Source organism: Nostoc sp. CALU 546, assembly GCF_048836525.1.
Map to the genome: position 1 here is coordinate 78,986 of NZ_JAWJTF010000007.1, position 23,907 is coordinate 102,892.

The following is a 23,907-nucleotide window of genomic DNA, read 5'->3' on the forward strand; positions in this document are numbered from 1 at the left end:
CATAGCATGAACTATTGCTCAATATTTATCGGCTATCACCAAGACTCATTGCGATCGCCATTAGTAGCGGGTGTTAATTACGCTACACCGTGGCAAGTAGGTCAGTATCCAAGTGCGATCGTGAATAACTTTGATAATCAGTTTGTCAGCGCCTTGTTGGGACAACAACCAGTAAAGCAGGCGATGCTGAAGGCAGAAAATGAAGATAATCGGCAGATTAAAGCAATGGATTGACCGAAAATCAATCTTTTTGCGGGTGTCTATGTTTGCTTCGGTTAGTAGTTCTATCAGAATATAGGCACGAGAGCGATCGCTCTCGTGCCAATGCATCATATCCTTTTTATAGGTCTTTTTTTTTGCAGTTCCATCAGCAGATAGGTGTTTAACTGGTAGCAGCGTTGGAGTGAGGCAACGTAAGCAGCGCGTAGTTCTTCGTTAGTTATTTTGGCGCGTAAATCTTCAAATATTTCAATAGCTGCTTGAATATGTGTTTGGGCTGGTTGTAAATTACCCCGACTGTATTCTAGAAAAGCTATATGAAAGAGCATTTTGGCTTCTTCTTCCCTGTCCCCAACTGCCCGCAGTATTGTTAAAGCTTGGTTGTAGTATTTGAGTCCTTCTTGCTTTTCTCCTAAAAAGTAGTTGTAGACAGCGCCAATATTACTGAGGATAGTGGCTTCCCTTCTTCTCTCGCCCATTGCACGGATTATGGGTAAAGCTTGGTTGTAATATTTGAGCGCTTCTTGCGTTTCTCCTAATAAGCCGTAGAGAAAGCCAATATCGTTGAGGGTGCGGGCTTCCACTTTTCTGTCCCCCACAGCACGGCTTATGGGTAAAGCTTGCTTGAGGTATTTGAGCGCTTCTTGCTTTTCTCCTAAATCAGAGTAGACAATGCCAATATTGATGAGGGTGCTGGCTTCTTCTCCTCTGTCCCCCACAGCGCGGCTTATGGGTAAAGCTTGGTTGTAGTATTTGAGTGCTTCTTGCTCTTCTCCTAAATTGTCGTAGGCTTTGCCAATATAGGCGAGGGTGACGGCTTCCACTTTTCTGTCTCCCACAGCGCGGCTTATGGGTAAAGCTTGGTTGAAGAATTTGAGCGCTTCTTGGTTTTTTTTTAATGAGTTGTAGACTTTGCCAATATTATTGAGGGTGGTGGCTTCCATTCCCTTGTCCCCCACTGCACGGAGTATTGGTAAAGCTTGGTTGTAATATTTGAGCGCTTCTGGCTTTTCTCCTAAATCGTCGTAGACTTTGCCAATATTGTTGAGGGTTTCGGCTTCCCAGCGTCTATCATCAACTTGTTGCCAAAGCTTCAGCGCTTCTTGATATTTTGCGATCGCTTGTCGCAGTGATTCTGCTGTCCCTTGTTGATAAAACTCCTTCCCTTCTTGAGTAACTAGTTCCGCAGCAGCACGAGTGGCATTTTGTTGAGTGGTTCCTGGGTGCTGTGCTATCTGCAACCCTCGGTTTGTCGGTGTCGCCCCCACAGCATCAGCAAGCATTACCGCACTCAGCAACAAAGTTAAACTGTAGCGGGTCACTTTTGGTAGAAACCACCTGCAAATCCCCTGATTATTTGCACTCCCCATGATTTGTCAGTCTCAATAAGTGATTATTTACAGCCTATCCCGTCGGCATCAATTCCGATTATTAGTAAATAATTTAACTTTTGCCAGTAATATTGCTGAAACTTTATGTTGATTTTATAGGTGCAGCTAGCTGACTCATCCGTGGCTTCTGTTTTGGTAACAAATTTTTTTAGAGGCTAGGGAGAACAGGGAATGAGAATAGGATTTATCGTGAGGCACAAGATTCCCGACTTTTTTGAAAAGTCGGGAATCTGGGGATCTGATTGAGCAATGTTCGCTCTAAAAAATCTAGAATAAGATGAGGTTTACTAATTATTTAGCAATGGAAGTTGTAAGTTTTACAACTAAAATCGATTCTTGGACGAATTTTTGAATCGTGTCGAAGGTAATTGTGATGGATCTATTTCTTACTCTTGAGACTCTACCTTTTGGATAAACTTCTGAATTGCTTGTAAATACGAGTTACTTCCAGGTTGATAAATTTGGACATGTTTTCCTTTTGGAATTAATAAAAGTTGTTTGGGTTCAGGGGCAGCATCATATAACTGCTGACTCATGTAGGATGGAACAATGCTGTCATCAGTTCCATGAATAAATAAAACGGGAAGACGTAGAGAACGAACTTTAGAAATAGAATCAAACTTTTGTGTTAGCAGCAGATCGATGGGAAACATCCGTAACCAATCTCTATATTTGATTTCCTCTGCCATTGATGTAAAAGAGCTTTGCACAATTAATCCACTTGCTTCTGGATGTTTTACTGCCAAATCTATAGCAACTGCTCCCCCCATTGATTCGCCGTAAATGACAATTCTCTCAGGAGGGATTTGTTGTATTTTTACTAAATAATTCCAGGCTATTTGACTATCTTGATAAAGCTGAGACTCACTAGGGAAATTCCCTTTGCTACTACCATAACCTCGGTAGTCAATCACTAATACAGAAAACCCTAACTGTCGCATTGCTTGAAGTCTGCCTATATAATTGTAGTAACCTTTATTATTAGCAGCACCACAAAAGTATAAAAATGTTTTAGGTGATTTTAAAATTTTTACAGGCTCATTTGGAATTAAAGAAACTTTCTCTTTTGGTAATGGTGCTGGAATCCACCAGCCATGTATATATTCATTAGAGTCGGTAATAGATAAACGCACATCTTTGTAAGGAAGAAAAAAGTCGGGTGAACTAGGTAGAGTTAAAATTTGTGGAGTGGGGCTAAATATCAAAGAACGCTGCCGAACAAACAAAAATAGACAAGTTGAAATGTAGGCGATCGCTATTGCTCCTAGACTTGTTAGCAGCAGTTTTCGATGATTAAAATATTTCATATTCCTAAAGTTATTTTCCAAAACTACCAAAAGGTGCAATGTCTACGACGGGCTACGCCTACGCTATTTTTATTAGCCGATTTCTAAAACAATCCCCATTCTAATTTCAGAGTTTCTAACTTAGGATTCTTTACACTCATTCTCCTACACTCTTCTAAAAATTCTTTGACTTGTTCTTCGTTAAGACTTAACCCACCATCTTGTAGATTATTGATATAAGTAATCACATCTGAAGTTGTTAAAGCCGAATTGATTTCTTCTAGAAGAATAGCATTTCTAACTTCCCGACAAACTAACTCAATATCGGATGAGGTAAATCTCCCACTTTTATCTGCAAGAATTTCAAAGTTGACTAGCTGATTAATATCAATTTTCGACAAGTAGTATTGAAATAAATCTCTTCTCTCTACTTGATCGGGTGGAAAAACAGGAATCTTCCAATCCAATCTACCAGAACGTTTCAAAGCACTATCAATGCCACTCAAATAATTAGTTGCAGCAATGACAATTACATCACTATTTTGAAGATTATTTAGTTCTATAAGTAATTGGTTGATGGTTGCCTTTTGGTCTGTATGTGCGTTGTCATCATTACGATTAAATCCAATACTGTCTAATTCATCAATGAATAAAAGTGAAGGAAACTTTTTCTTAGCTTGAGCAAAGATATCTCGAATATTCTTTTGACTTTGCCCGATCCAAACACTGACAATATCGGCAGGAGAGAACTTAAAGAAATATCTTCCAGACTCATTAGCAAAGGCATTTGCTAGTAGAGTTTTACCGCATCCCGGTAAGCCATAGAAAAGAATTCCACCAATTGAACTCTTGTATCCTTTAGATTGCAACTTCAAGAGTCTAGTTAGTTTCTCTTTTTCTTCATTTAGCCCTTGTACTTGGCTAAAGTCAAGTTTAAATTCTTTGACGCGGTTAGTAATTGGATATGCTTGTAATAAACTAGGTTTTTTAGCTCCATAATTAAAAGATGGATAGTCGATAGAGTCAAAGGACACTGGGACTAATTGGTGTTTTTCATAATCAGGAGCCATGATTACAACTTGGAAGCGATCGCCATAATATCCAGAAAACTTATATTCTAATATTTCCTTAGCTTTTTTCAATTGGTAATAATTTCGTGCTATCTCAAAACCAGGAATTACTAACCAAAGGCTTTCTAGTTTATTCGGCCATACTTTGGATTTCCTTGAAACTCTTTTAATTGAATCTAAAAAGAGATTGTTATCCTGAAATTCCTGGTATTTGAGAGTTTCTATCTCAACCACTACCTGATTTTTGACATAGACTTCAATAATCTCATTTTGGTACTCTTCATCATCATCTGATGTATCTTCATCGATTGTTTCTTCATCGTTAGAAGTCAACTCAACTTCACAGCCGATATTAGATAACCCATATCCTAGACTTTCCAACGTTTTAATAGCAAAATACTTAAGGTAGATATATTCTTTACTTTCCTGCTGCCACTTCAGAGTGTAAAAATGTTCAGCTTTCATTTTTAATAGTAACTGTGACTCAGCTTGAATTTGAGCTTTTTGTAATTCGACAAAGTAATCTTGCAAAGATGCATCATCTTCCTCTATTTCATAATATGGAAGTTCCAGTAATAGGCGGAAATGGGCGTACACTTCCTCTTTGTATTCAATAGAGGCTTCATTTGGATATTTACACCTGAGAGTAAAAGTAAAAGGAATTTTACTAGCAACTCTATCTACCAAGTAGCCTAAAGCATCTTCTTGTTGATGAGCTTGGATTTCTAATGCCGATGGACAATGAAATAAAATAAAAAATTGTTCGGAATTATATTTATTGGCATATAGGGATATCTGTTCAAACTGCTGATCGAATTTTTCAGAATCAAGCAATTCTAACCCAGTGTTGCCAAGTATAATACTGGTCATTGTTGAACGATAAAACTGGAAAATGCTAGCATCAGAGATAGAATTTTCTTGTTCATCTTCACAATCTTTATCTTCTGAGGCAATACTTGTAGGAATTTTCCTAGTGGCAGCTTTGGGGATACTATTATAGCCGCCATACTGGTATTTTCTAATTAATTCATAATTAAAGATTTTGACAACAATATCAGAGAAGAAATCTTCTACTTGTGGAATTAAAAAAATACCTACTGGCTGGTGAGAATCTAAACACGCTTGAAATCGTTCATATTCTTGTTCAGAGCCAAAATCAAACAAGTAGTAGAAAAAATCGTGTTTAACTGAGATTGCCTCTTTTAGTTTGGCTGAAATAGATTGAGATTCAGCAACTTCATTTATTGGTTCTACACCTTTAAGAGAAATTGCTATTTTTGTATCTAACGGAATATGCAAATCCAACTGAGGATTTGCACAAAGCCCTAATTCATCAAGAGCAGTATTAAAATCATCTATGAATGATTGACTTCTACGCTGGTAGCCAAACTGTTCTATGATGGTTTTGACCCGTAGGCTTTTTTGAGTTTTCCCAGTTCTCTGGAGTTTATTTTTAATCGAACGTAAGTAGGCTGTATATGACATTTTGTGAGCATCCCAAGGAAACTAAATATATAGTTCCCTAACTTACATATCCAGCTAACTCACACAAGCAATGTCTTTATTTTTGTCTGGGAGTACGATAAATAATCATGCACAATCCATCGCTACAGCCGGGTTAGTGCGAGATTAGATGGAGGTTCAGTAGTGTTTGAAATCAACAGGCGGCGGAGTAACCCCAGGCGGAACATAACTGAAGACTTGGCTGGGTATATGTTTATGATGCCCACCATTCTAGTTTTGGGAACTTTTGTAGTCTTACCCATTCTCTACGCCATTTTTCTTTCTTTGCAAAAAGTCCAACTTCTTGGTGGTATTGAGTACGAGTTCATCGGTTTTCGGAACTTCACACGATTAGCTGAAGATGAAAGAGTTTGGATTGCTTTGAGAAACACCGCCGAATATGTAGGTATTGTTGTGCCAACTCAAACTATCCTGGCTTTAATTCTGGCAGTAACTCTGAATTCTGCAATTCGCGGTAAAAACTGGTGGCGTATCCTCTATTTTTTGCCGACAGTCACTTCTTCAGCAGTGCTGACACTCATCTTTATGTGGATTTATAACACTGATGGGCTACTAAACGATTTTCTCGCTTTTGTGGGGCTACCTACTTATAACTGGTTGGGCGATCCAGCAGTTGCGCTTAAAGGGATTATGATCATGAACATTTGGTCAACTGCGCCGTTTTTCATGGTGATTTATCTGGCGGCGTTGCAAGATATACCCCAAACACTTTACGAAGCGGCGGAACTTGATGGCGCAAATGGATGGCAGCAATTTATCCACATTACTCTTCCCCTGCTTAAGCCTGTAACCTTCTTTGTGGCAACAGTGGGGGTAATTGGGACTTTTCAACTTTTTGACCAGTCTTACATCTTCTCTGGCGGTACTGGCGGGCCAAACAACGCTACCTTAACTGTGGTGCTGCTGATTTATCAAGCTGTGTTTCGGAATTTACAAATGGGATATGCAGCGGCGATCGCATTTTTGTTAGCAGCAGTGATAATTGCCATCACTTTGATTCAGCGGCAACTTTTCGGAGGCGAACGAATTTGACTAACACCTCTGGCTTATCCTGGCTCAAAGCCCTGTTGTATGTCTTACTGACCCTCTATGCCATCATTACCCTAATACCCTTTCTCTGGGCACTTTCAGCATCATTTAAGCCGCTATCAGAGATTGTCAGTGGTGAACCCAACTTTCTCCCCAAGAATTTTACTCTCGATAACTACAAGCAAATCTTTCTCCAAGAACCGCTATTTTGGCGTTGGTTGTTTAATAGTGTAGCGATCGCCGTCAGCGTTACGCTTTTAAACTTATTGTTAAATTCAATGGCTGGTTATGCTTTGGCGAGACTACGCTTTGTGGGCAAGCGCTTTTGGTTCTTCCTAATTTTGGCAGTACTAGCAGTACCGGCGCAAATCACCCTGATTCCCACATTTTTGATTTTGAAAGCGATCGGCTGGCTGAATTCTTACCAAGGCATGATTGTTCCCAGCATGGTTAATGCCACTTTTATCTTCATGATGCGGCAGTTTTTTGTTAATTTTCCTAAAGAACTAGAAGAAGCAGCGCAACTGGATGGCTTAAATACCTTTGGGATTTTCCGATATATTGTCTTACCTTTGGCAAAACCAGCACTAGCAGCACAGGCAGTGTTTGTATTCATGGGGAGTTGGAATAATTTTTTACTGCCTATAGTTATCCTATTTGACCCAGAAATGTTTACCCTTCCCTTGGGGCTGAACACCTTTAAAGGTCAATACATCAGCTATTGGAACTACATTATGGCGGCTTCTATGGTCTTTACCCTGCCAGCTTTAGGTATTTATGCCTTTTTTAATCGTTACTTTATTCAAAGCGTCACCTTTACCGGGGGAAAAGGTTAATAGCCATAGGATATTGGGCATAGGGCGTTGGGCATTGGAAATGGGGCTTATTCCTCTTGTCTCCCTTATCCTCCTTGTCCTCCTTTTCCACCCATTCTCCATGCCCCATGCCCAATGCCCCATTCCCTAAACAGTATTTTGGGCAACAAATTGCACTCCTAACGTGATATTGGTATTACAGAGACTCAATCTCTATCTATTAGTTAACAAGCATTATGGGTTTTGCAGACCTATCGATCGCAGAGATAGCAGCCGACTACAGCATTCCTGTAGAAAAAGTGTTTTCTCTGTGCAACCAACTGGGAATCGCCTACAAACACCAAAAGACCCGTTTGGCGTTAGAAGATGCAAAGGCAATTATTTCCCAAATATCGTCTGAAACACACCCAAAAGGTACTAGCGACTCAGTGGGTGATAACGAAGTCACTTGAAGGGTGATCTCGGCTTTGGCTAATCACTGATAGCTAATGGCAAAAAACAATGAGTCATTAGCAATTAGCAGCTTGGAGATTGAGAATCGCTTTCTTAGCTGTGTTGAGCGTCAAAATTTTTTTAAGGGGAAACATGTTTAGAAGACTAATTGGCGTTGTTGTGGCCACTGTTTTACTCTCGTTTCAATTGCTTGTCGGTAGCGCGACAGCAGTAGAACTGGACAAAGCTACCCGAACAGTGCCATTAAATACTGAAGGTGAGGTCACCGTACTCAGCCTTAAACAAGTCAAAGAAGGCAAACGCTTATTTAATTACGCTTGCGCCCAATGTCATGCCGGGGGAGTTACCAAAGTAAACCAGAACGTGGGACTCACTCCAGAGGATTTGGCACTGGCAACACCCAACCGTAATAACATTGAAGGCTTGGTGGATTACCTGAAAAATCCCACTACTTACGACGGCGAAGAAGAAATTTCCGAAATACACCCCAGTATCAAAAGTTCAGATATTTTCACAGCAATGCGAAATCTGACAGATGATGACTTGGAAGCGATCGCTGGTCATATTCTCTTACAACCCAAAATTGTTGGTACTAAGTGGGGAGGTGGAAAAATCTATTACTAAATCCCGGAATTAGTATTGCGTATTGGGGCATAGGGCATAGGGCATAGGGCATTGGAAAGAGGCAGAGATGCAGGGGTAGGGGGAAAACTCTTCTACCATTCCCCATTCCCCATTCCCCATTCCCCATTCCCCATTCATTACTGATTGCACAGCTTTTTGCCATAAATTGCTCCCCATTATTAAAAAAAAATTGTATCTATGACAGATTGTCATATTTGGCGTTGATTTTATTTAAAATGAGAAAGGGAAAAAAATTAGATGTTAGGAGAGAGCTATGAAATTAATTTCGGCAAGCTGGAGACGCCTTAGTTTAGCTGTGTTAACAATCCTTTTAGTTGTTAGCAGCTTTGCTGTTTTTACTCCCAGTGCTTCGGCTGAAACCTATCAGGTGAAATTGGGTAGCGATAAAGGAATGCTCGCATTTGAACCGAAAAAGTTGAGTATCAAACCAGGCGACACAATTGAATGGGTGAACAATAAAGTTCCTCCCCATAATGTTGTGTTTGATTCTGCCAAAAACCCCGCTAAGAGCGCTGATTTAGCGAAATCTCTGTCTCATAAAAAGATGTTGATGAGTCCTGGTCAAAAGGAAACAACCACCTTCCCCGCAGACGCGGCACCTGGTGACTACACCTTCTACTGTGAACCCCACCGTGGTGCTGGCATGGTTGGTACAATCACTGTCGAAGGCTAGAAACATTGTCGTTGGCACAAGATGATTTCTCAGTGAAATTAGCTCATGGCAACACGCCACACTCCTAGAGTGACGCACAAAATGTATAAATGGCGGTAATGAGTCCCATCTTCTCCTAAGACGCTAAACAACCTGTGGCGAAGGAATGATGAACTCGTTACCGCCAATTTTGATCAAATTTGACTTAATCGGGGATTAATCGCGTTTATACTCTTGCTGGAGGCTTGTTGCGAGGAAATTCTGTTGAGAATACTTTTATTAATTTTACTGTCGGCGATCGCTCTATTCAAATTGACATTCATTAGTCCAGCACTCGCTGCCGAACCATCTAACGGGGCTAAAATTTTTGAGGCTAACTGCGCTTCTTGCCATATAGGTGGCGGTAACATCCTTATCAGCCAGAAAACCTTGAAAAAGGAAGCATTGTCAAAGTACTTAGAAAATTATGATCGCGACTCAATCCAGGCAATTATCCACCAAGTACAAAATGGCAAAAATGCCATGCCTGCCTTTAAAGGCAAGTTAAGTCATGAGGATATTCTTGAGGTAGCTGCTTACGTATTTCAAAATGCAGAACAAGGCTGGTAAATTACCATACCGTCTAGTTCTTGTGGGGTAAGCATCTTGCTAGCTTTAGGCTACGGGCAGGCAAACACTCACTCCACAAGAATTTAGTTGAGTATTCTTTTATATATCTAAATCCTATTCGATTGCGTAAAAAAATCAGTACACATCTATTTTTCCTTTCCTATTTTCTATCCTTGACTACGCAAGTTAATTCAGGAATAAAATCCCATTTTTAAATGACGAACTAGCGATCGCCAGTTCGTCAACTGCTAAAAACGACATTCTAAAGATGAATGATAAATTTCCAATTTTTATCATTCATCGCTTCTAGCTTGTTTATTAATCCAAAACCACCCACTGGTGATTATTTTTCTGGATTAGACTTTTGTCTGTTTTCTTTCAATTCGCGCAACCGTTCTACTAATTTTTGATCAGATTCAGCAGAGGATGTAGCCTGATCACTATTTACTCTCGGCAGCACTAATGGTTCGGAAGTGGTAGCAGCCGATGAAGGTGTGGGCTGATTATTTCTGATTCGTAGTTCAGATAATGGTTTGGGAGTAGTTGTGGGTGATAACTCAGGCTGATTGCTATTAACTCCTGGTGCCGCTAATGGTTTGAGAGTACCTGTGGATGCAGGCTTGGGCTGGTTATTTCTGATTTGCAGATCAGGAAATGGTTTAGAAGTAGCTGCTGGTAAGGGGGTAATAAGCTGATTGTTATTGACTCCCGGTGCAGATAATGACGAGGGCTTTTGCTCTTGAGTAGCCCCAGTGGTATTGCTAGTGTTGTTTTGGAAAACGAGGTTAAAGGGATAAGAACTGATTTGTTTATCTCCCTTGGGGGATTGCTTGTTGAAGTATTCTCTTGCTTTTGATTGCAATTCAGGGGAAACTAACTTGTCTTGAAATTTGATATCTAAGACCTTGCCATCAGGATCTACCACTAATACACCCAAAACAGCACCTTCAAGATTCGGTTTATCTGTGGGTAATATTTGGCGGATGACTGATTTTTGTTCAGCGTTAGGGTATTCTTGCTGGACTTCTTTTCTCAGGTTTGCGTAAGAGTCTAGCTGTGCAATTGTCTGTTGAGTTCCCTTCAACGATAAATCAGCTGTCTGGGATGTGCTTACCCTAGTTCCGATTACAGTATTCTCAGTCCTTGGAGCTTGTTTGAGAGAATTTATCAGCTGGTTTTGAGTCATTTTAGACGCATCATTCGTCGATGGCGTCATTTGTGCATTCGTATTGACCTGTGCTGTTGCAATGGGGGCAGTGTTAGATAAGTTTGGAGATTGGGCATTCCGCAAAATATCATCAGGTATTTGCTGCGACTGCAATTCTGGCAACCTATTTACAGCTAGGGGCTTAGGTGGCTCGTATTTGCTGGCACTCTCACTCACACTAGGAACCGACGGAGAGAATCTGGGGCCAGTATTGAATTTAGAGGTGTCAACTCTAGAGGCATCAAATCGCAAATTATCACTAGGAATCATCCGCAAAGACTGCCTTGTAGGCAAAGAGGAGACTCGATAGTTATTAGATGATGGGGGTAGCGGAGGGAGTACTAACTGACTGGATGGCGGTGGCGTTAATGGAGGTAATCCAGTTTGGGCGTTAAAGTTTGGAGCAGAAAGTGGCGCTATTGGAGGAAGTTGTTGTAAACCAATTTGGGGTGTGGTTTGGGGTAACCGATTCTGGTCGGCTTGACTCAATGCCAAAAGTCCGACTGTTTTGGATGATGCTGTTTCTTTGGGCTTGTTAGACTCCATAGGCATCAATGGCACAATCATCGCGATCGCACCGTGAATGCCAAGAGAAGCTATAGCTGCTATCCCAATTGGCTGGCTTAAGATATCTGGTATATTTTTCAGCAGGGAGACGTAAGACATAGCTGTTATCGTTCACTCGACTCAGTTGCAGTTGACTAGCGATTTTCTCTTTCCGACTATATTGCAATATTTTGCAAGATATGCGTCCCTCTAAGGAAATAATAATTTCCTCTTTTGGCAATCAAAATCGCTAAAATTGCCATTTATTCAAATTTTTAATTGATCAATGACGGTGTATCATATTTTTCAATTCAATCTTGCTAATAGAGATATTTGAAAAATTACTACCTTCGATTTTTTATTGTTATGGCGCACACAATTAAAATTTATATTTGGGATATTTATAAAGTTTAAGTGAACCCACAAGTCTGAGTACATCACAACATTTGCTGAAGTTGCCTGTTTTTTTTACTCAACTACGCGCTTGTAATAGATCGCACACTTGCTTGTCCAAGACTAGTCCCTATGTGAAAATACTATCACATCAGCAGCCCCTAAAACTGTTGCAAACTGTACAATTTTATTGACATTCTCGCCCTAAACCCCACTAAAGCAATTTGGGTTTTTATCAAGGGAGTCAGTCAGACATCGCAATTCTAGCTTCCGAATCATGACGACTCCTTCATTAAAAAAGTTCAAACCCTCAATATTGCATCCAAGATTAAAATGCCGTTACCAACAGTTATTTTGCCTGGATATCTGGAAAGCGCGATTGCTTATCGCCAACTAGAACAATCTCTACAGCAGTTAGATTTTCCCACAACTACAGTTCCACTGCGACGGCGCGACTGGCTACCCACTATTGGAGGAAGACCTGTAACGCCAATTTTGCAACAACTAGATCGCACGATCAACCATACATTGCAGCAATATAATGCTACTCAAGTTAACTTGATTGGTCACTCAGCCGGAGGTTGGATATCCCGCATCTACATGGGAGGAAAGCCCTATTTAGCACGCGGCGATGTCAAGCCATTTCTTTGGGAAGCGCATCCCCTGGTTGCTACTCTCATCACCTTGGGTACACCCCACATTAGCCAAGAACGCTGGACGCGCTTCAATCTTGATTTTGTCACCAATAATTACCCAGGAGCCTTTCACAAAAACGTTTGTTACGTTTGTGTAGCTGGCAAAACTATCTTTGGAGAAAGACGGCGCGGTAGTTGGTTAGCTTATAGTAGTTACCAATTAACCTGTGGTAAGGGTAACACTTGGGGAGATGGAATCACACCCATTGAAGCTGCTCATTTAGAAGGGGCAGAAAATCTTGTGATTGAAGGTGTGAGGCATTCTCCGAGAAGTCCTGGGATTTGGTATGGTTCAGCAGAACCCTTAAAAGCTTGGGTGCAATATTTAATTTAAAAAACTCATCTTTTTATGATGAATGCAACATTTATTAATATTCCTTAGCTAAAATATAACAAGAATAAATACCTAGTTAAGAACAGGAGGGGTGAGCTATGCAAAGCACCCAGTTCGATAGGATTTTGCGACGAGTAGCGACGATAATATCGGTCGTGATTCTGACTCTGTGCCTAATTTATATCTCTACCGGAATTTTGCTTTCTTTTTACTATGAACCGACAGCAGGCGGGGCTTATAACTCATTGAAGATGATTAATACACAACTGCCATACGGCTGGTTGTTTTGGAGAGCGCATGATATTGCTGGTAACGCAGTAATTGCGATCGCTCTCATTCAAATTGTGGTGATGTTTTTAGGTCGGCAATTTCGCAAAAGTTGGCTGGCTGCTTGGATTAGTGGGATTTTGTTGACCCTAAGTGCGATCGGGCTGAATTGGACAGCAATGATCCTAGATTGGACTCAGGAAGGATACTGGCGTTTTAGCATTGAGCTAGGAACCATCGAAGCCATTCCTTTGATTGGTGGACAACTGCGCGACATCCTGACTGGCGGTGGAGCCATTAACACAATTACCGTCGAACACCTTTACACAATCCACAGTTATCTGATTTCGGTAGCGACGCTAATCCTTGCCATAGTGCATTTGTCTGCTTTACTCTGGCAGGAATCGCAAATGCATCAAGCTGAGTGGGAGGTTGGGAGTTAGGAGTCATTCCAATACTTGTCGGGTTTTGGGGAATTGGGTTTGGGGTAAGGGGAAATAAAAAACCTTTAACCTTTACCCTTTAACCTTTACCCAAAACCCAATTCCGAGTTAAAAATGCTTTACCCAAGCAGTATTGGGAGTCATTCAATTTTGGATTTTAGTAGGACTTACGCAAAAATAATTGAAAAGCCTATTATTCCGTAGCGGTAATTTATGAATTACCGCTACTTACGACGTATTTTGCGTAAGTGCTATTTAGATTGAAGGAAAAATCTAAAATCTAAAATCCAAAATCTAAAATTACCTCCGCCATCTTATGCCCCAGGGGTGTCAGTACTGAAAAGTTGAGATATTTTGGCGAGGGGGACTTCTTCAACTTCCGGTAACTTTTCTAAAGAGAGGCGAGTAGACTGGTTAGCACCAGATAAGCGTTTTAAAAGCTTAGGTCTAGGATCATGTAACAAGTAGATAATGCGATCGCCAATTTCCCACTCGTATTTTGCTGGCACTACTTGTAAGCGTTCTTTTCGTTCTACCAATAGCGGTATCAACGCCCCAGTCTTAATCATTTCTTGGATACGCTCATTTTGACTAGAAAATTCTGATTCAGTTAGGGTAGTTGTTCCTAACTTGACTCGCCCATCATTCAAATATTCATTCCAAGTCTTAATTGCTAAGTCTGGGATAAAAGCTTGATTAACTTTATTACTAACAGAAGTACTCGCTTGCGGATTACGGGGGAAAACAGCTAAGACACGCGGCGGATTAAACTCCTCAGATGCTCGTTGAGCCAAAACAAAATTTACCTCGCCATTACTTGTCATCGCCAAAAAAGTACCCATAGAGGCAAGTCCAGCCTCTTCTAAAACAGCAGCATCTAGTGCACTGCTGGCAATAACTTTGAGATTTTGCGCCTCGGCTTGAACAAGACATTGGGGGTCAGTATCAATCATGACCACGTTTTCTCCTCCTTCTTGAAAGAACCGGGCAATCAAAAGACTTAAGGGATTACAACCCACAATCACTGCCCCTGTTGCATCTTTGGAAGTGATTTGCAGCCATCTAGCAACCCAGCCAGCTGTTAGACCTTGGCAGACAACAGTCATGATAATTGTGAGAAAGACTAGAGCTTTGATGGAATCACCGCCGTTAATGCCACGCTGTGTTAGGGAAATTGCAAAAAAAGAAGCTACGGAGGCAGCAACGATTCCTCTAGGAGCAACCCAGCTTAAAAATAATTTCTGTCGCCAGTTTAGGTCACTGTTCCAGGTACACAACAGAATATTAATCGGGCGAACGACAAACATTAATACCAAAACAGTGAATAAACTACCCCAACCCAAAGCAAAGACACTGGCAATGGATAAATCAGCAGCTAATAAGATAAATAGCACCGAGACGCTGAGAATTGTCAACTGACCCTTAAAACTCCTTAACAGACGTTCTTCCGGGACTGAGGAGTTAGCAAATACGGCTCCTGCAACTACTGTTGTCATTACTCCCGATTCACTGCGGATCATTTGCGATAAGGTAAACAGGCTCCAAAGTATCGCCAACACCGCTAAGTTTTTTAGCTCGAATGACAGAAAATCAGCGCGTTTGAAAATCAAACTCATCAGATAACCGCCAGCACCACCAATTGCCGCACCAACACCCAGGCGCATCAACAAACCAGCGATCGCATTGATGGGGTCAGCATCGCCGTTCAAAATGGTATCGAGGACAACGAAGGCGAGGATAGCCCCTACAGGGTCAATTAAAACCCCTTCTCCTTCCAAAATAGTTGCCACTTGCCGATCTACATTGATTTGTTTGAGCAAAGGGCCAACAACGGTTGGGCCTGTCACCACGACTATGGAAGCATAGAGAAAAGCTATGTTCCAGGGAAATTCACCCAACCAGTGGGCTGCCATACTCCCACCAAGCAATGTGATCAGGGTTCCTAGAGTGACGAGCAATTGCAGGCTGACTGAAACTCTACCTAACTCTCGTAGATCCAAGTTAAGTCCGCCTTCAAACAAAATTATTGCCGTTGCTAGAGCGACAATAACTTCTAGTCCAGTGCCTAGCAAATGGGGATGCAACAGCCCGATGCCATCAGAGCCAAACAAGATGCCCAACAGCAATAACAAGACGATGCTGGGTATACGAAAATATGCAGCCAGCACTTGGGCGCTAATGCCTGCAAGGACGGCGATCGCCATCTGTAAGGTGATTTCAAAAGATGCTTCCATGTTGTAGATTTTGAGCGATTTATTTCAAAATCTTTTGTAAAAAACCGTAGACATTAACTTTACAGGGTACAACATCATACCTTTTGTCCATTGCTGAATTTAGCGTTTTTTCGATCTGTGTATCCCCCAAACTTCTGAGCACAGGATGCTGAGGCATCCTGTGGCTTCCCGCAGAAGCTTCTACGGAATTTTTTGTGCGTCTCCATGTCTTTGTATCTTTTTGAAGCTTTTACTCCACCCAGTTTACCTGCCACAAACTTTTTTTGGCAAAACCTGTTGACAAAGGCAAGAAAATTGGTTAATTTATAAAAGGTCTGAGTCCGATGCCCCCATCGTCTAGAGGCCTAGGACACCTCCCTTTCACGGAGGTAACGGGGATTCGAATTCCCCTGGGGGTACTAAAAAAGCAGAAGTTTGTATTTCTGCGAGTCTATAAACAAAAACGATCATCCAGAGTTACTCCTGAATGATCGTTTAATTATACATACGGTTCTTTACTAGCTAACTCTTCTACACGTTGGTGAATAGCCAGAAGATTTAACCGCAGGTCTTTGCTCAAGCGGTTTTCAATTATTCCCACTGGCATAGTGAGTTTAGGCCAAACTTGAATTGTGTAGCAAAGATTTGTTCCTACATACCCACCGAGGGAATAAGGCTCTAAGCACCAGCTACCAGAAAAGCCTTTAAAATCTCCCTCTACCATGCGGAAATTAATTTCTTTGGGGAAGCATTCTTCTAAATCTAAAACCACCCGCGCCGAAAAGTTGAAATTCAGTAAGCGCTGAGAACCTACTTGCTCAAGTCTAATTCCACCATGAGGATGCTCGATTAGACGACTCTTAGCGAGGTTGGGGAGAAAGTCAGATAAGGCTTCATAATCTGTCAGAACCTTCCAGATTCGTTCCACTGGTTGGGGAATTTTAACTTTAGCGCTGATTTGTCGCTGTCGCTCTGCTATTTTCTCAATTTGGACTTCTATCTTAGCTGCCAAAGCGACTGTATCAGCAGTCAAATCCCCTTCGAGGTTAATGTCATCACTAGGAGACTGGAAATCAGGGTTCTCTGTTGTGTTCTGTTTTTTAGTCACTTTCAGAATTATGGTTTGCTTTCGTCAGAAAATTGGGGCAGAGTCAGGGTGAAGCAAATTTCGCTCTGTTCAGAATCGGATATTTGGACACTTTCAACAGCGATCGCTCCATTCAAATGCTGCACTAAAGACTTGACTAGAGCAAGTCCCAAGCCAGTCCCCGGAGTCCAACGCCCTTTCCCACGACGGAACTTGTCAAAAATATAGGTTGCTTCTTCTTCGGAGATAGCACGTCCTGTATTCGTCACCTTCATGATAACTTGATCAATTTGTTGATCAACTCGGTGAGCAGCTTCAAGATGGACAACAGTATCATGCTCTGAGTATTTACAGGCATTCGTTAACAATTCTTGCAGGATGCGATCAAAACTCTCCAGTTCAGTTTGCAGTTTTAGCGATTCCTCTGGTAAATCTACAGAAATTTTTAATCCCTTCTCTGCAAGTTTTTTCTCAAAAGATGCTGCTATATCTAGAATTCTAGTATTTAAATCTATAGATTCTAATTGCGGGGCTTCATGAGGCGACTCTAGTTTCTGGAGTGTCAACAAGTCATTAATCAAGTTGATTTCCTTTGTACATTCCTGCTCTAGGATATCTAGGTATCTAACTTGACGCTCTGGTGCTATTCCTGGCAAACGCAAGTTCCGAATTGACATCAACATATTTGTCAGAGGATAGCGCAAGCGATCGCTCATGTTGCTCAAAAATTCATCTTTGAGTTCGTTGAGTTTCCTTAGCTGCTCAACATACTGGCGTGTTCTTTCATGCAATTTCGCTTGCAGTTCCAGACTACTCTGAAGTTTCGCCGTCCGCTCATCTACCAAAGTTTGCACTTGGCGCAATGTCTGTGACTGAATTATGGCGTTACTCACTTGAGCGCAAACCATTTCCACAAGATTTAATTCGGCTGGTTGCCAACTACGAATCACAGATTGCTGTAGCACTAAGAAACCTAAGATTTTACCTTGACTCTCTAATGGCACTAAAAGTACCGCTGGCAATTCCTCTATTTCAAATAATGGAGCCGCTGTCAAGGTATCGTTTTGGTCTGTATAGTCATCAAAGATTACTGCTTTTCCAGAATCCATGAAGGCACGCTGGCATAAACCACAGTCTGAAAGCAAGAAAGACTGAGCCAAAGTGCCTGGTTTACTAGTACCGGAATTTTGCGTTTCCCTAGCCCATTCACCAATCACAGTAGCTTTCGCTTTGGGAATTTGTTTTTTAGTTTGAGTCCTAAATAGTGGATCTGTATATTTTAGTGATATGAGTAAACCCCGATCTGCCTGTAGAGATTCGGCAGTCGAGGCGATAACTAACTGGAGCATTTGATTAAGCTCCAAGTTGCTACGACTCAATATAGTTAATTGCTTGATCAAGCTTTGATGTTGCTCGCTCTTTTGCACATACTGCTTTTGATGAGCAATGAGTTGAGCTTGTGCCACCCTAGAAAAAGCGATCGCGCAAGCCGACTCCACTTCTGTGAGTAATTGTTTTTCTGATTCACTCCATTCATAGGGTTGGAATTTAATCAGATTAATCACACCATTATTATTGCCACCAAATCTGGTGGGAATTGCCAAAACAGTTTTTATTGGTAGTGGCAAATATTGACACCCAATTACCAGACTGTTCTGAATGATGGAAATGTCTTCAATAGTCAATGCTTGGGCAGCACATTGCAGCACAGGCGAGTGCATGAGCAACTGTTCCATCGAAAACATTTCTTCGGGATGTGGCAACCCTAAATACTCATCAGCACACCAATTAGTAGTAGTCGCTTCGTCGGATGTCTCACCCGTCACAGAAACCAAGCAGCAGCAATCTACTTGAAAAGCAACTCCTAGCAATTGGGCAATATCTTGCAGCATTAATGCCGTCATCGAGCTATTGGCAATGATTTGGTTAATCTTTTGTACCAACTGGCGGGCAGGTTCTTCCTGATGCTGCATCAGCTTGACTTGGTAAGGTTGTAGTCGATCTATGTCATCTACGTAATGTGGCGGCGATGATAAAGGCTTTTTCATTATTGGCACGCCCTCGGATAATAATCCAATTGTTCTTGCACCCAACTTATTGGCATATTTTTCACCGTTGGTTGTGTTGCTACACCCTGATAATTGACAAATATTGTATGAATACTTTCTCTCACCTGTTATAGCCCTTTTCTATCTCAGATGGCCAAGTTTCCACTGTATCAAGCAAATTGCTACATTGGTACATAGGTAAATAGAATACTTAAGATATCCTATAAATGCTTCAGTTAGCTTATGTTTTACTGCTTTGTCTTGAAATAATTTACTAACTTTATCTTCTCTGTAAGTATACATAAACCGTAATTTCTCTGGAATTCCAGCAAAATTTCCCTTTGGCTCACGTAAAATTACTTAACTTTCTTTATAAATTTTTATTACAGGTTGTAAAAAGCTAGTAGGTTTAACAAGTTACTCTTTTATCTCCGTAACTCTCAGTAAAATCTTAATGAAGCTAAATTTTGAATGCAGCCCAATTATTAGTAATAATAACTGGGCTGCATTCATCTGAATATAAGACTAGCCAGCCAAGCTCTCGACACTCAGAGGAACCATATCGCCATTCCTCGTCAGTCCTAACAACATCGGTTGTTGGGGTTGAATTAGTTGACCTGTAAGTACACAGCGTTCTTCCTGCTGAGCTGTGGCAGCGATGCTAGCTCGAATGTCCGCTCGCGAAAATCTAGGCTTCCACTCACCTGATTTTTGCTGGACATAATTCCAAAGAATATCTCGGATCAGAGCTTGATATCCCTGATTCCCAGCGATTTCTTTGAGTTTATCTTTGAGTTCCCGCTCTAGGCGGATGCTGGTAACTTCCATGTCGGTGGTTGGGGTGCGAGCGATCGTATGCATTACTTTTTCTCCTTAAAGGTATGGACAGGATAGTAATACAAGTGTAGTATGTTTAAAGGAATGTTCAATAGGTGAAATTTTCTGTGAAATCCATTTACCCCATATCTACTTCAATTTTGTGTGCCACCAATCGCCGAGCCGGTTGGGAATCCGCTGTTATGGAAGTGGAGTATTTATTTATGGGCGATGGTAGCCGAGATTATGGGCAAATCACAGAGGGTAATCATGATTTTAGACATCTCAGCATTAGTGCGCTGATTGCAAAACCAGAACTAGATGAACAAGGCGGGGGGTACAGGCAAAGGAATACTGTACCGATATAAGACCAGAAAATTTTCCGGTCAATTCTAACCCCCGCTTCACCGAAAACTTGAAGCGGGGGTTTTTTTATAAGGAGTTAAGCTGTGACGATATCTTCCATGCGCGGCGCGAACGCAATGCAAGTGTTAGAGCAATCTGTGGTGGTGTTTTCTCAAAATTACTTGCCACTATGTCGGATCAATATCAAGCGGGCAATTGTGCTGTTAGTAACCAACAAAGCCCAACCCCTTGGTTTTACTACAGAAGGCGGATGGCAAGTTCACTCAGCCAGTTTGGTAATTGATGTGCCAAAACACATTCGTTTGACAATCACTTCCAATGAACGGATGTGGAAAGTTCCGCCAGTGAATCGGCGGGAAGTGTTGCGACGAGATCATCACAGTTGCCAATATTGTGGCAGCAGCAAACATCTAACGCTAGATCATGTGATGCCGCGTTCCAAAGGCGGTTCTCACACTTGGGATAACGTAGTCGCAGCTTGTGAAAGATGTAACTCCCGTAAAGGCGATCGCACCTTGTTTGAAGCTGGTATGCAACTGCATACCAAACCAAAAGCGCCAATTCACCCCGCGATTTCTTTTGCTGAACAGTTTTGGATAGATATGCAAGCAAACCTGGAATAACAGGAGAGCATAAGGAATGCTGAAATTAACTTACACTGAAAGCAGTTTTGATTTGGAATGTGTCACTCTGTCGCTAGAAGAATGGGTAGCGCAGCGAGTGATTTTAGCCCTGCGAGTTGGGCAAAGTTTATGCATTGAACCCACTACCGCTTCCTTTTTGCTTCCTGTTGATTTGCCAGGAGTAGAAGTACTCAGGGCTGAGGTAAAAAGAGATGACAGAGAAATCATTGCCCTCTGTGCGTGCGATGCCGAATACATGGAAGTCACTCTGCGGGGTTCTTGGCTATCAGCTAGTTCTAAGGATGCTGTCGGTGTGTTTGTCACCACTATGAGCGATCGCGCTGAGTTCTTTTTACAGAAACTTTGGCAGGAAGCTCAATCTTGTGCTTCTGTGATGAGCGAATAAACGAAATAGTAGGGTGAGTATAACTTCTCACCCTTTATTATCGAACAGAATTCAGGAGTCAGAATTCAGTTGGATATTCTGACCGAAAAAGCGGGTCATCATTAATACAACCCAGCAATAACCTTTTCGTTGTTGCTGAGTTGCACCTGATCAAGCATTTTTACTTGAAATTTAGCTGGGACTGTAAAGGTAGGGTTTACTACTGGCGCATTAATTTGCCCTTTTGCGGGATGATCTTGAACTTATGCAGTATGGATTTTGCTTATTAGGCTGGTTCAACCCAATTGTAGGGAAGTGCCTGGAGCAATACTACAAACTGTAATCATAGTGGCGATCGCGACAACACTAATTATCTTTTGTCGCTTGAGGTAGTTGTCTGTCACTTCAGGCTTTTAAATATTCATCCAAGCATAACTGTAGTTTCAATACGGTTCGGTTAAGGCTTTTTGATGAGAATTTTAGATCATAAAGATTCGATAATTTATCACAAAGACGCGATAAATCGCCGTCTCTACAATAATCTGTCTTTTGTAGAGACGGCGATTCATCGCGTCTTTTGCCTTAACCGAACCGTATTGACTGTAGTTTGACTTTTAAGAGGGCTTAATTAACTTCAAATCTAAGTACAGAAGCTTTTCTAGGCAATTTTAAAAAAACTTTCTGAAACCCCTTGACACCTCTTGTAGTATTTTGTAGTATATTTGTAGTGAAGCAAAAGACAAGCTTCCCAAGAGTCAAAGTTATGTTCTACATACAACTAAAGGACAGGCGTTGGAATAAGCCAAAGTCTCCAGTTAACAAAGCTGTTTCTACTTGCAAACCATCGGCAGTAGAGGCAATAAACGAAAAAACTTCTAAGTTTGCACTCATCAAAACCACTGAATACATCCGTAATACACAACAGGCTTGCTACCTAGAGTTTCGGTTGTTTTCCTAACAGTTTTTAACAGTTAAAAGTCAATTATCTGAACCTTGAAAACTAAATAAGAAATGGGCAAGTTCACCAACAAAATCTGTGCCTAAAAACCTCAAAGTTTAAGCACAGATTCAAAAAATCGGGGTGTAGCTCAATTGGCTAGAGCGTTCCGTTGTCTGCGGAAATGTTGCGGGTTCAAATCCCGTCACCCTGGTTGTAGTCCCGTAGGCGAATAGTTTAAGCCGTCAGCCTCTCAAGCTGAAAATTGCGAGTGCGAATCTCGTCGGGACTCCCAAATGGTCAGGTAGCCAAGTTGGTAAGGCGTTGGTCTGCAAAACCGATTAGCGCGGGTTCAAATCCTGCCTTGACCTCTGTCGCAGCGTAGCTTAACCAGCAAAGCCCCAGGTTCATACCCTGGTATATGCGGGTGCAAATCCCGCCGCTGCCACCAAATGCAGGGATGGTAACGGCAACACCTCGTGACTCCAAATCCGATGTTCTAGGTTCAAATCCTAGTCCCTGTGTCAGACAATTTTGGATTTTTAGATTAATAAATTTAATCCAAAATCTAAAATTCGGTCAATTATGCCCTCGTGGACGAATGGTTAAGTCAGTGTTCTTTCAAAGCACAGATGCGAGTTCAATTCTCGTCGAGGGAATGATTATGGGTCGGTGGCCGAGTCTGGCTGAAGGCGACAGTCTGTAAAACTGTTCTTTTTTGCACGCAGGTACCCTTCGGGAAGCAAGCTACAAATCCTGCTCGACCCACTATGGAGAGGTGGCTGAGTGGCTAAAAGCGTCCTCCTGCTAAGAGGAAACGGGTAGATTAATCCGTCGCAGGTTCAAATCCTGTCCTCTCCGTTCTGAGAGTGTGGTGTAACTGGATAACATCTCAGTCTACGAAACTGAAGAATTGAGGGTTCAAATCCCTCCGCTCTCGTTATCATCTCTTCTCTTATCCCCCGGTAGCTCAGTTGGTAGTTAGCGCCTGTCTGAAGAACAGGAGGTCGTCGGTTCGATTCCGACCTGGGGGGCTTCGTTGCCTCATAGCTCAATGGTAGAGCAAGCGGCTGTTAACCGCGCGGTTGTAGGTTCGAGTCCTACTGAGGCAGCCATTCATTGCCGGGTGGACGAATTGGTAAGTCGCATCGCTCTGAACGATGAGGTTGCAGGTTCAAACCCTGCCCTGGCAATAAAGCCCTGTGGTGTAATTGGCAACATAGCGCCCTTTGAAGGCGAAGATTCCAGGTTCGAGTCCTGGCGGGGCTGCCAAACTCTGCTCTTGTAGCCCAACTGGAAGAGGCTGCCGTCTCAAAAACGGTATGTTGTGGGTTCAATTCCCACCAAGAGTACCAAAACTTGCTCCTGTAGCCCAATTGGAAGAGGTGGCAGACTTAAAATCTGTTTAGTTGTGGGTTCGACTCCCACCAGGAGTACCACGGGATGTAATTCAGCGGCGAGAAGCCATGCTTTGGGAGCATGGAGTCGCAGGTTCGAGTCCTGCCATCCCGATATGCCCCTGTGACGGAACTGGCATACGTGCTGGAATCAGAGTCCAGATTTTGCAGGTTCAAATCCTGTCAGGGGTACTAAGCTCTCGTGGCGGAACGGAAGACGCACGCTTACCGAGGATCTAGTTTTTTGCAGGTTCAAATCCTGTCGGGAGTACCAAAATATCTGGGTGTGACGCAGATGGGAGCGCGGGAGTTTCGGGAACTCCAGGTCGCAGGTTTAATCCCTGTCACTAAGATTTTGCCCTTGTAGCCCAATGGAAGAGGCGCTTCGCTTAGAACGAAGAGGTTGCTGGTTCAAATCCAGTCAGGGGTATTGGTGAATATGCGGCAACGGTAGAGC

At 42.0% G+C, this 23,907-nt stretch carries 20 protein-coding genes, 21 tRNA genes and 1 pseudogene; 33 read left to right on the forward strand and 9 right to left on the reverse strand.

Annotation, left to right across the window (positions count from 1 at the left end; translation table 11 throughout):
* Positions 1–27: 27 nt before the first annotated feature.
* Positions 28–234: pseudogene (locus tag RRG12_RS05465) on the forward strand (ABC transporter substrate-binding protein); the annotation flags it as partial.
* Positions 235–329: 95 nt separating this feature from the next.
* On the opposite strand, the gene RRG12_RS05470 reads toward RRG12_RS05465, so the two are convergent.
* The 3 genes from RRG12_RS05470 to RRG12_RS05480 form a co-directional block, all read right to left on the reverse strand.
* The gene (locus RRG12_RS05470; protein WP_420758630.1) at positions 330–1,541 is read right to left on the reverse strand and encodes a tetratricopeptide repeat protein; all 1,212 of its coding nucleotides are present in this window, start codon (positions 1,539–1,541) and stop codon (positions 330–332) included.
* A 455-nt stretch (positions 1,542–1,996) separates the two neighbouring features.
* Positions 1,997–2,917: an alpha/beta hydrolase gene (locus tag RRG12_RS05475; protein WP_420758631.1), complete on the reverse strand. Its 921-nt coding sequence runs from the start codon at positions 2,915–2,917 to the stop codon at positions 1,997–1,999.
* An 83-nt stretch (positions 2,918–3,000) separates the two neighbouring features.
* Positions 3,001–5,271 (reverse strand): ATP-binding protein, encoded by a 2,271-nt coding sequence (locus tag RRG12_RS05480; protein WP_420758632.1) that lies wholly within the window; start codon positions 5,269–5,271, stop codon positions 3,001–3,003.
* 342 nt (positions 5,272–5,613) lie between these two features.
* Between RRG12_RS05480 and RRG12_RS05485 the strand changes: the two genes are divergently transcribed.
* From RRG12_RS05485 to petJ, 6 genes are all read left to right on the forward strand, one after another.
* Positions 5,614–6,522: a carbohydrate ABC transporter permease gene (locus RRG12_RS05485; RefSeq protein WP_420758633.1), complete on the forward strand. Its 909-nt coding sequence runs from the start codon at positions 5,614–5,616 to the stop codon at positions 6,520–6,522.
* Positions 6,519–7,355, forward strand: coding sequence for a carbohydrate ABC transporter permease (locus RRG12_RS05490; protein WP_420758634.1), 837 nt, complete (start codon positions 6,519–6,521; stop codon positions 7,353–7,355). Before RRG12_RS05485 ends, RRG12_RS05490 begins: the two co-directional genes overlap by 4 nt.
* A gap of 215 nt (positions 7,356–7,570) precedes the next feature.
* The gene (locus RRG12_RS05495) at positions 7,571–7,786 is read left to right on the forward strand and encodes a hypothetical protein (protein ID WP_069070873.1); all 216 of its coding nucleotides are present in this window, start codon (positions 7,571–7,573) and stop codon (positions 7,784–7,786) included.
* Positions 7,787–7,919: 133 nt separating this feature from the next.
* Positions 7,920–8,411: a photosystem II cytochrome c-550 gene (psbV, locus tag RRG12_RS05500; protein ID WP_069070872.1), complete on the forward strand. Its 492-nt coding sequence runs from the start codon at positions 7,920–7,922 to the stop codon at positions 8,409–8,411.
* Between the two features lie 274 nt (positions 8,412–8,685).
* On the forward strand, positions 8,686–9,105 hold the full coding sequence (gene petE, locus RRG12_RS05505) for a plastocyanin (RefSeq protein WP_069070870.1): 420 nt from the start codon (positions 8,686–8,688) through the stop codon (positions 9,103–9,105).
* A gap of 243 nt (positions 9,106–9,348) precedes the next feature.
* A complete protein-coding gene (petJ, locus tag RRG12_RS05510) occupies positions 9,349–9,693 on the forward strand; it encodes a cytochrome c6 PetJ (RefSeq protein WP_420758635.1) in 345 nt (114 codons plus the stop codon).
* Between the two features lie 343 nt (positions 9,694–10,036).
* On the opposite strand, the gene RRG12_RS05515 is transcribed toward petJ, so the two are convergent.
* Complete coding sequence (locus tag RRG12_RS05515) at positions 10,037–11,566, reverse strand: hypothetical protein (RefSeq protein ID WP_420758636.1); 1,530 nt, start codon at positions 11,564–11,566, stop codon at positions 10,037–10,039.
* A gap of 606 nt (positions 11,567–12,172) precedes the next feature.
* Between RRG12_RS05515 and RRG12_RS05520 the strand changes: the two genes are divergently transcribed.
* Together RRG12_RS05520 and RRG12_RS05525 are read left to right on the forward strand one after the other, a co-directional pair.
* Positions 12,173–12,868, forward strand: a complete 696-nt coding sequence (locus tag RRG12_RS05520; RefSeq protein WP_069070867.1) for an esterase/lipase family protein — start codon at positions 12,173–12,175, stop codon at positions 12,866–12,868.
* Between the two features lie 98 nt (positions 12,869–12,966).
* A complete protein-coding gene (locus tag RRG12_RS05525; protein WP_069070866.1) occupies positions 12,967–13,578 on the forward strand; it encodes a cytochrome b N-terminal domain-containing protein in 612 nt (203 codons plus the stop codon).
* A gap of 314 nt (positions 13,579–13,892) precedes the next feature.
* Here the strand turns inward: RRG12_RS05525 and RRG12_RS05530 are convergent, their stop codons facing one another.
* Positions 13,893–15,812 (reverse strand): cation:proton antiporter, encoded by a 1,920-nt coding sequence (locus RRG12_RS05530; RefSeq protein ID WP_069070865.1) that lies wholly within the window; start codon positions 15,810–15,812, stop codon positions 13,893–13,895.
* A gap of 325 nt (positions 15,813–16,137) precedes the next feature.
* Between RRG12_RS05530 and RRG12_RS05535 the strand changes: the two genes are divergently transcribed.
* Positions 16,138–16,210: transfer RNA gene (locus RRG12_RS05535), tRNA-Glu, on the forward strand.
* Between the two features lie 80 nt (positions 16,211–16,290).
* Here the strand turns inward: RRG12_RS05535 and RRG12_RS05540 are convergent.
* From RRG12_RS05540 to RRG12_RS05550, 3 genes are all read right to left on the reverse strand, one after another.
* The gene (locus RRG12_RS05540) at positions 16,291–16,899 is read right to left on the reverse strand and encodes an SRPBCC family protein (RefSeq protein WP_420758637.1); all 609 of its coding nucleotides are present in this window, start codon (positions 16,897–16,899) and stop codon (positions 16,291–16,293) included.
* A gap of 8 nt (positions 16,900–16,907) precedes the next feature.
* Positions 16,908–18,926, reverse strand: coding sequence for a GAF domain-containing sensor histidine kinase (locus tag RRG12_RS05545; protein WP_420758638.1), 2,019 nt, complete (start codon positions 18,924–18,926; stop codon positions 16,908–16,910).
* Between the two features lie 525 nt (positions 18,927–19,451).
* Positions 19,452–19,787, reverse strand: coding sequence for a hypothetical protein (locus RRG12_RS05550; RefSeq protein WP_069070862.1), 336 nt, complete (start codon positions 19,785–19,787; stop codon positions 19,452–19,454).
* A gap of 71 nt (positions 19,788–19,858) precedes the next feature.
* Between RRG12_RS05550 and RRG12_RS05555 the strand changes: the two genes are divergently transcribed.
* From RRG12_RS05555 to RRG12_RS05565, 3 genes are all read left to right on the forward strand, one after another.
* Positions 19,859–20,110: a hypothetical protein gene (locus RRG12_RS05555; protein ID WP_420758639.1), complete on the forward strand. Its 252-nt coding sequence runs from the start codon at positions 19,859–19,861 to the stop codon at positions 20,108–20,110.
* A gap of 114 nt (positions 20,111–20,224) precedes the next feature.
* A complete protein-coding gene (locus tag RRG12_RS05560; RefSeq protein ID WP_420758672.1) occupies positions 20,225–20,731 on the forward strand; it encodes an HNH endonuclease in 507 nt (168 codons plus the stop codon).
* Between the two features lie 16 nt (positions 20,732–20,747).
* Positions 20,748–21,137 (forward strand): alr0857 family protein, encoded by a 390-nt coding sequence (locus tag RRG12_RS05565; RefSeq protein WP_069070859.1) that lies wholly within the window; start codon positions 20,748–20,750, stop codon positions 21,135–21,137.
* Between the two features lie 747 nt (positions 21,138–21,884).
* On the opposite strand, the gene RRG12_RS05570 is transcribed toward RRG12_RS05565, so the two are convergent.
* Positions 21,885–22,007, reverse strand: a complete 123-nt coding sequence (locus tag RRG12_RS05570) for a hypothetical protein (RefSeq protein WP_256090996.1) — start codon at positions 22,005–22,007, stop codon at positions 21,885–21,887.
* 186 nt (positions 22,008–22,193) lie between these two features.
* On the opposite strand from RRG12_RS05570, the gene RRG12_RS05575 reads away from it, so the two are divergent.
* From RRG12_RS05575 to RRG12_RS05670, 20 genes are all read left to right on the forward strand, one after another.
* A tRNA-Asp gene (locus RRG12_RS05575) sits at positions 22,194–22,267 on the forward strand.
* 4 nt (positions 22,268–22,271) lie between these two features.
* Positions 22,272–22,348, forward strand: a tRNA-Glu gene (locus tag RRG12_RS05580).
* 3 nt (positions 22,349–22,351) lie between these two features.
* A tRNA-Cys gene (locus RRG12_RS05585) sits at positions 22,352–22,424 on the forward strand.
* Between the two features lie 4 nt (positions 22,425–22,428).
* Positions 22,429–22,504 (forward strand) — tRNA-Met (locus RRG12_RS05590).
* A gap of 3 nt (positions 22,505–22,507) precedes the next feature.
* A tRNA-Trp gene (locus tag RRG12_RS05595) sits at positions 22,508–22,577 on the forward strand.
* Positions 22,578–22,641: 64 nt separating this feature from the next.
* Positions 22,642–22,712 (forward strand) — tRNA-Glu (locus tag RRG12_RS05600).
* 7 nt (positions 22,713–22,719) lie between these two features.
* A tRNA-Tyr gene (locus RRG12_RS05605) sits at positions 22,720–22,821 on the forward strand.
* Positions 22,822–22,825: 4 nt separating this feature from the next.
* Positions 22,826–22,914, forward strand: a tRNA-Ser gene (locus RRG12_RS05610).
* 4 nt (positions 22,915–22,918) lie between these two features.
* Positions 22,919–22,993, forward strand: a tRNA-Arg gene (locus RRG12_RS05615).
* Positions 22,994–23,012: 19 nt separating this feature from the next.
* Positions 23,013–23,087: transfer RNA gene (locus tag RRG12_RS05620), tRNA-Phe, on the forward strand.
* A gap of 6 nt (positions 23,088–23,093) precedes the next feature.
* Positions 23,094–23,168: transfer RNA gene (locus RRG12_RS05625), tRNA-Asn, on the forward strand.
* Positions 23,169–23,173: 5 nt separating this feature from the next.
* A tRNA-Gln gene (locus RRG12_RS05630) sits at positions 23,174–23,246 on the forward strand.
* Positions 23,247–23,249: 3 nt separating this feature from the next.
* A tRNA-Gln gene (locus RRG12_RS05635) sits at positions 23,250–23,325 on the forward strand.
* 6 nt (positions 23,326–23,331) lie between these two features.
* Positions 23,332–23,408 (forward strand) — tRNA-Leu (locus RRG12_RS05640).
* Positions 23,409–23,414: 6 nt separating this feature from the next.
* A tRNA-Leu gene (locus tag RRG12_RS05645) sits at positions 23,415–23,492 on the forward strand.
* Positions 23,493–23,565, forward strand: a tRNA-Pro gene (locus RRG12_RS05650).
* A gap of 3 nt (positions 23,566–23,568) precedes the next feature.
* Positions 23,569–23,642 (forward strand) — tRNA-Leu (locus RRG12_RS05655).
* A 4-nt stretch (positions 23,643–23,646) separates the two neighbouring features.
* A tRNA-OTHER gene (locus RRG12_RS05660) sits at positions 23,647–23,724 on the forward strand.
* A gap of 5 nt (positions 23,725–23,729) precedes the next feature.
* Positions 23,730–23,804: transfer RNA gene (locus RRG12_RS05665), tRNA-Pro, on the forward strand.
* Positions 23,805–23,807: 3 nt separating this feature from the next.
* Positions 23,808–23,880, forward strand: a tRNA-Leu gene (locus tag RRG12_RS05670).
* Positions 23,881–23,907: the final 27 nt, after the last annotated feature.

Excerpts from the sequence above, each read along its gene's own strand:
- petE (WP_069070870.1), top strand. The coding sequence starts at position 8,686 with ATGAAATTAATTTCGGCAAGCTGGAGACGCCTTAGTTTAGCTGTGTTA.
- RRG12_RS05570 (WP_256090996.1), bottom strand. The coding sequence starts at position 22,007 with ATGAGTGCAAACTTAGAAGTTTTTTCGTTTATTGCCTCTACTGCCGAT.
- RRG12_RS05530 (WP_069070865.1), bottom strand. The coding sequence starts at position 15,812 with ATGGAAGCATCTTTTGAAATCACCTTACAGATGGCGATCGCCGTCCTT.
- RRG12_RS05565 (WP_069070859.1), top strand. The coding sequence starts at position 20,748 with ATGCTGAAATTAACTTACACTGAAAGCAGTTTTGATTTGGAATGTGTC.
- RRG12_RS05525 (WP_069070866.1), top strand. The coding sequence starts at position 12,967 with ATGCAAAGCACCCAGTTCGATAGGATTTTGCGACGAGTAGCGACGATA.
- RRG12_RS05560 (WP_420758672.1), top strand. The coding sequence starts at position 20,225 with ATGCAAGTGTTAGAGCAATCTGTGGTGGTGTTTTCTCAAAATTACTTG.
- RRG12_RS05545 (WP_420758638.1), bottom strand. The coding sequence starts at position 18,926 with ATGAAAAAGCCTTTATCATCGCCGCCACATTACGTAGATGACATAGAT.
- RRG12_RS05475 (WP_420758631.1), bottom strand. The coding sequence starts at position 2,917 with ATGAAATATTTTAATCATCGAAAACTGCTGCTAACAAGTCTAGGAGCA.
- RRG12_RS05520 (WP_069070867.1), top strand. The coding sequence starts at position 12,173 with ATGCCGTTACCAACAGTTATTTTGCCTGGATATCTGGAAAGCGCGATT.
- RRG12_RS05550 (WP_069070862.1), bottom strand. The coding sequence starts at position 19,787 with ATGCATACGATCGCTCGCACCCCAACCACCGACATGGAAGTTACCAGC.
- psbV (WP_069070872.1), top strand. The coding sequence starts at position 7,920 with ATGTTTAGAAGACTAATTGGCGTTGTTGTGGCCACTGTTTTACTCTCG.
- RRG12_RS05495 (WP_069070873.1), top strand. The coding sequence starts at position 7,571 with ATGGGTTTTGCAGACCTATCGATCGCAGAGATAGCAGCCGACTACAGC.
- RRG12_RS05515 (WP_420758636.1), bottom strand. The coding sequence starts at position 11,566 with ATGTCTTACGTCTCCCTGCTGAAAAATATACCAGATATCTTAAGCCAG.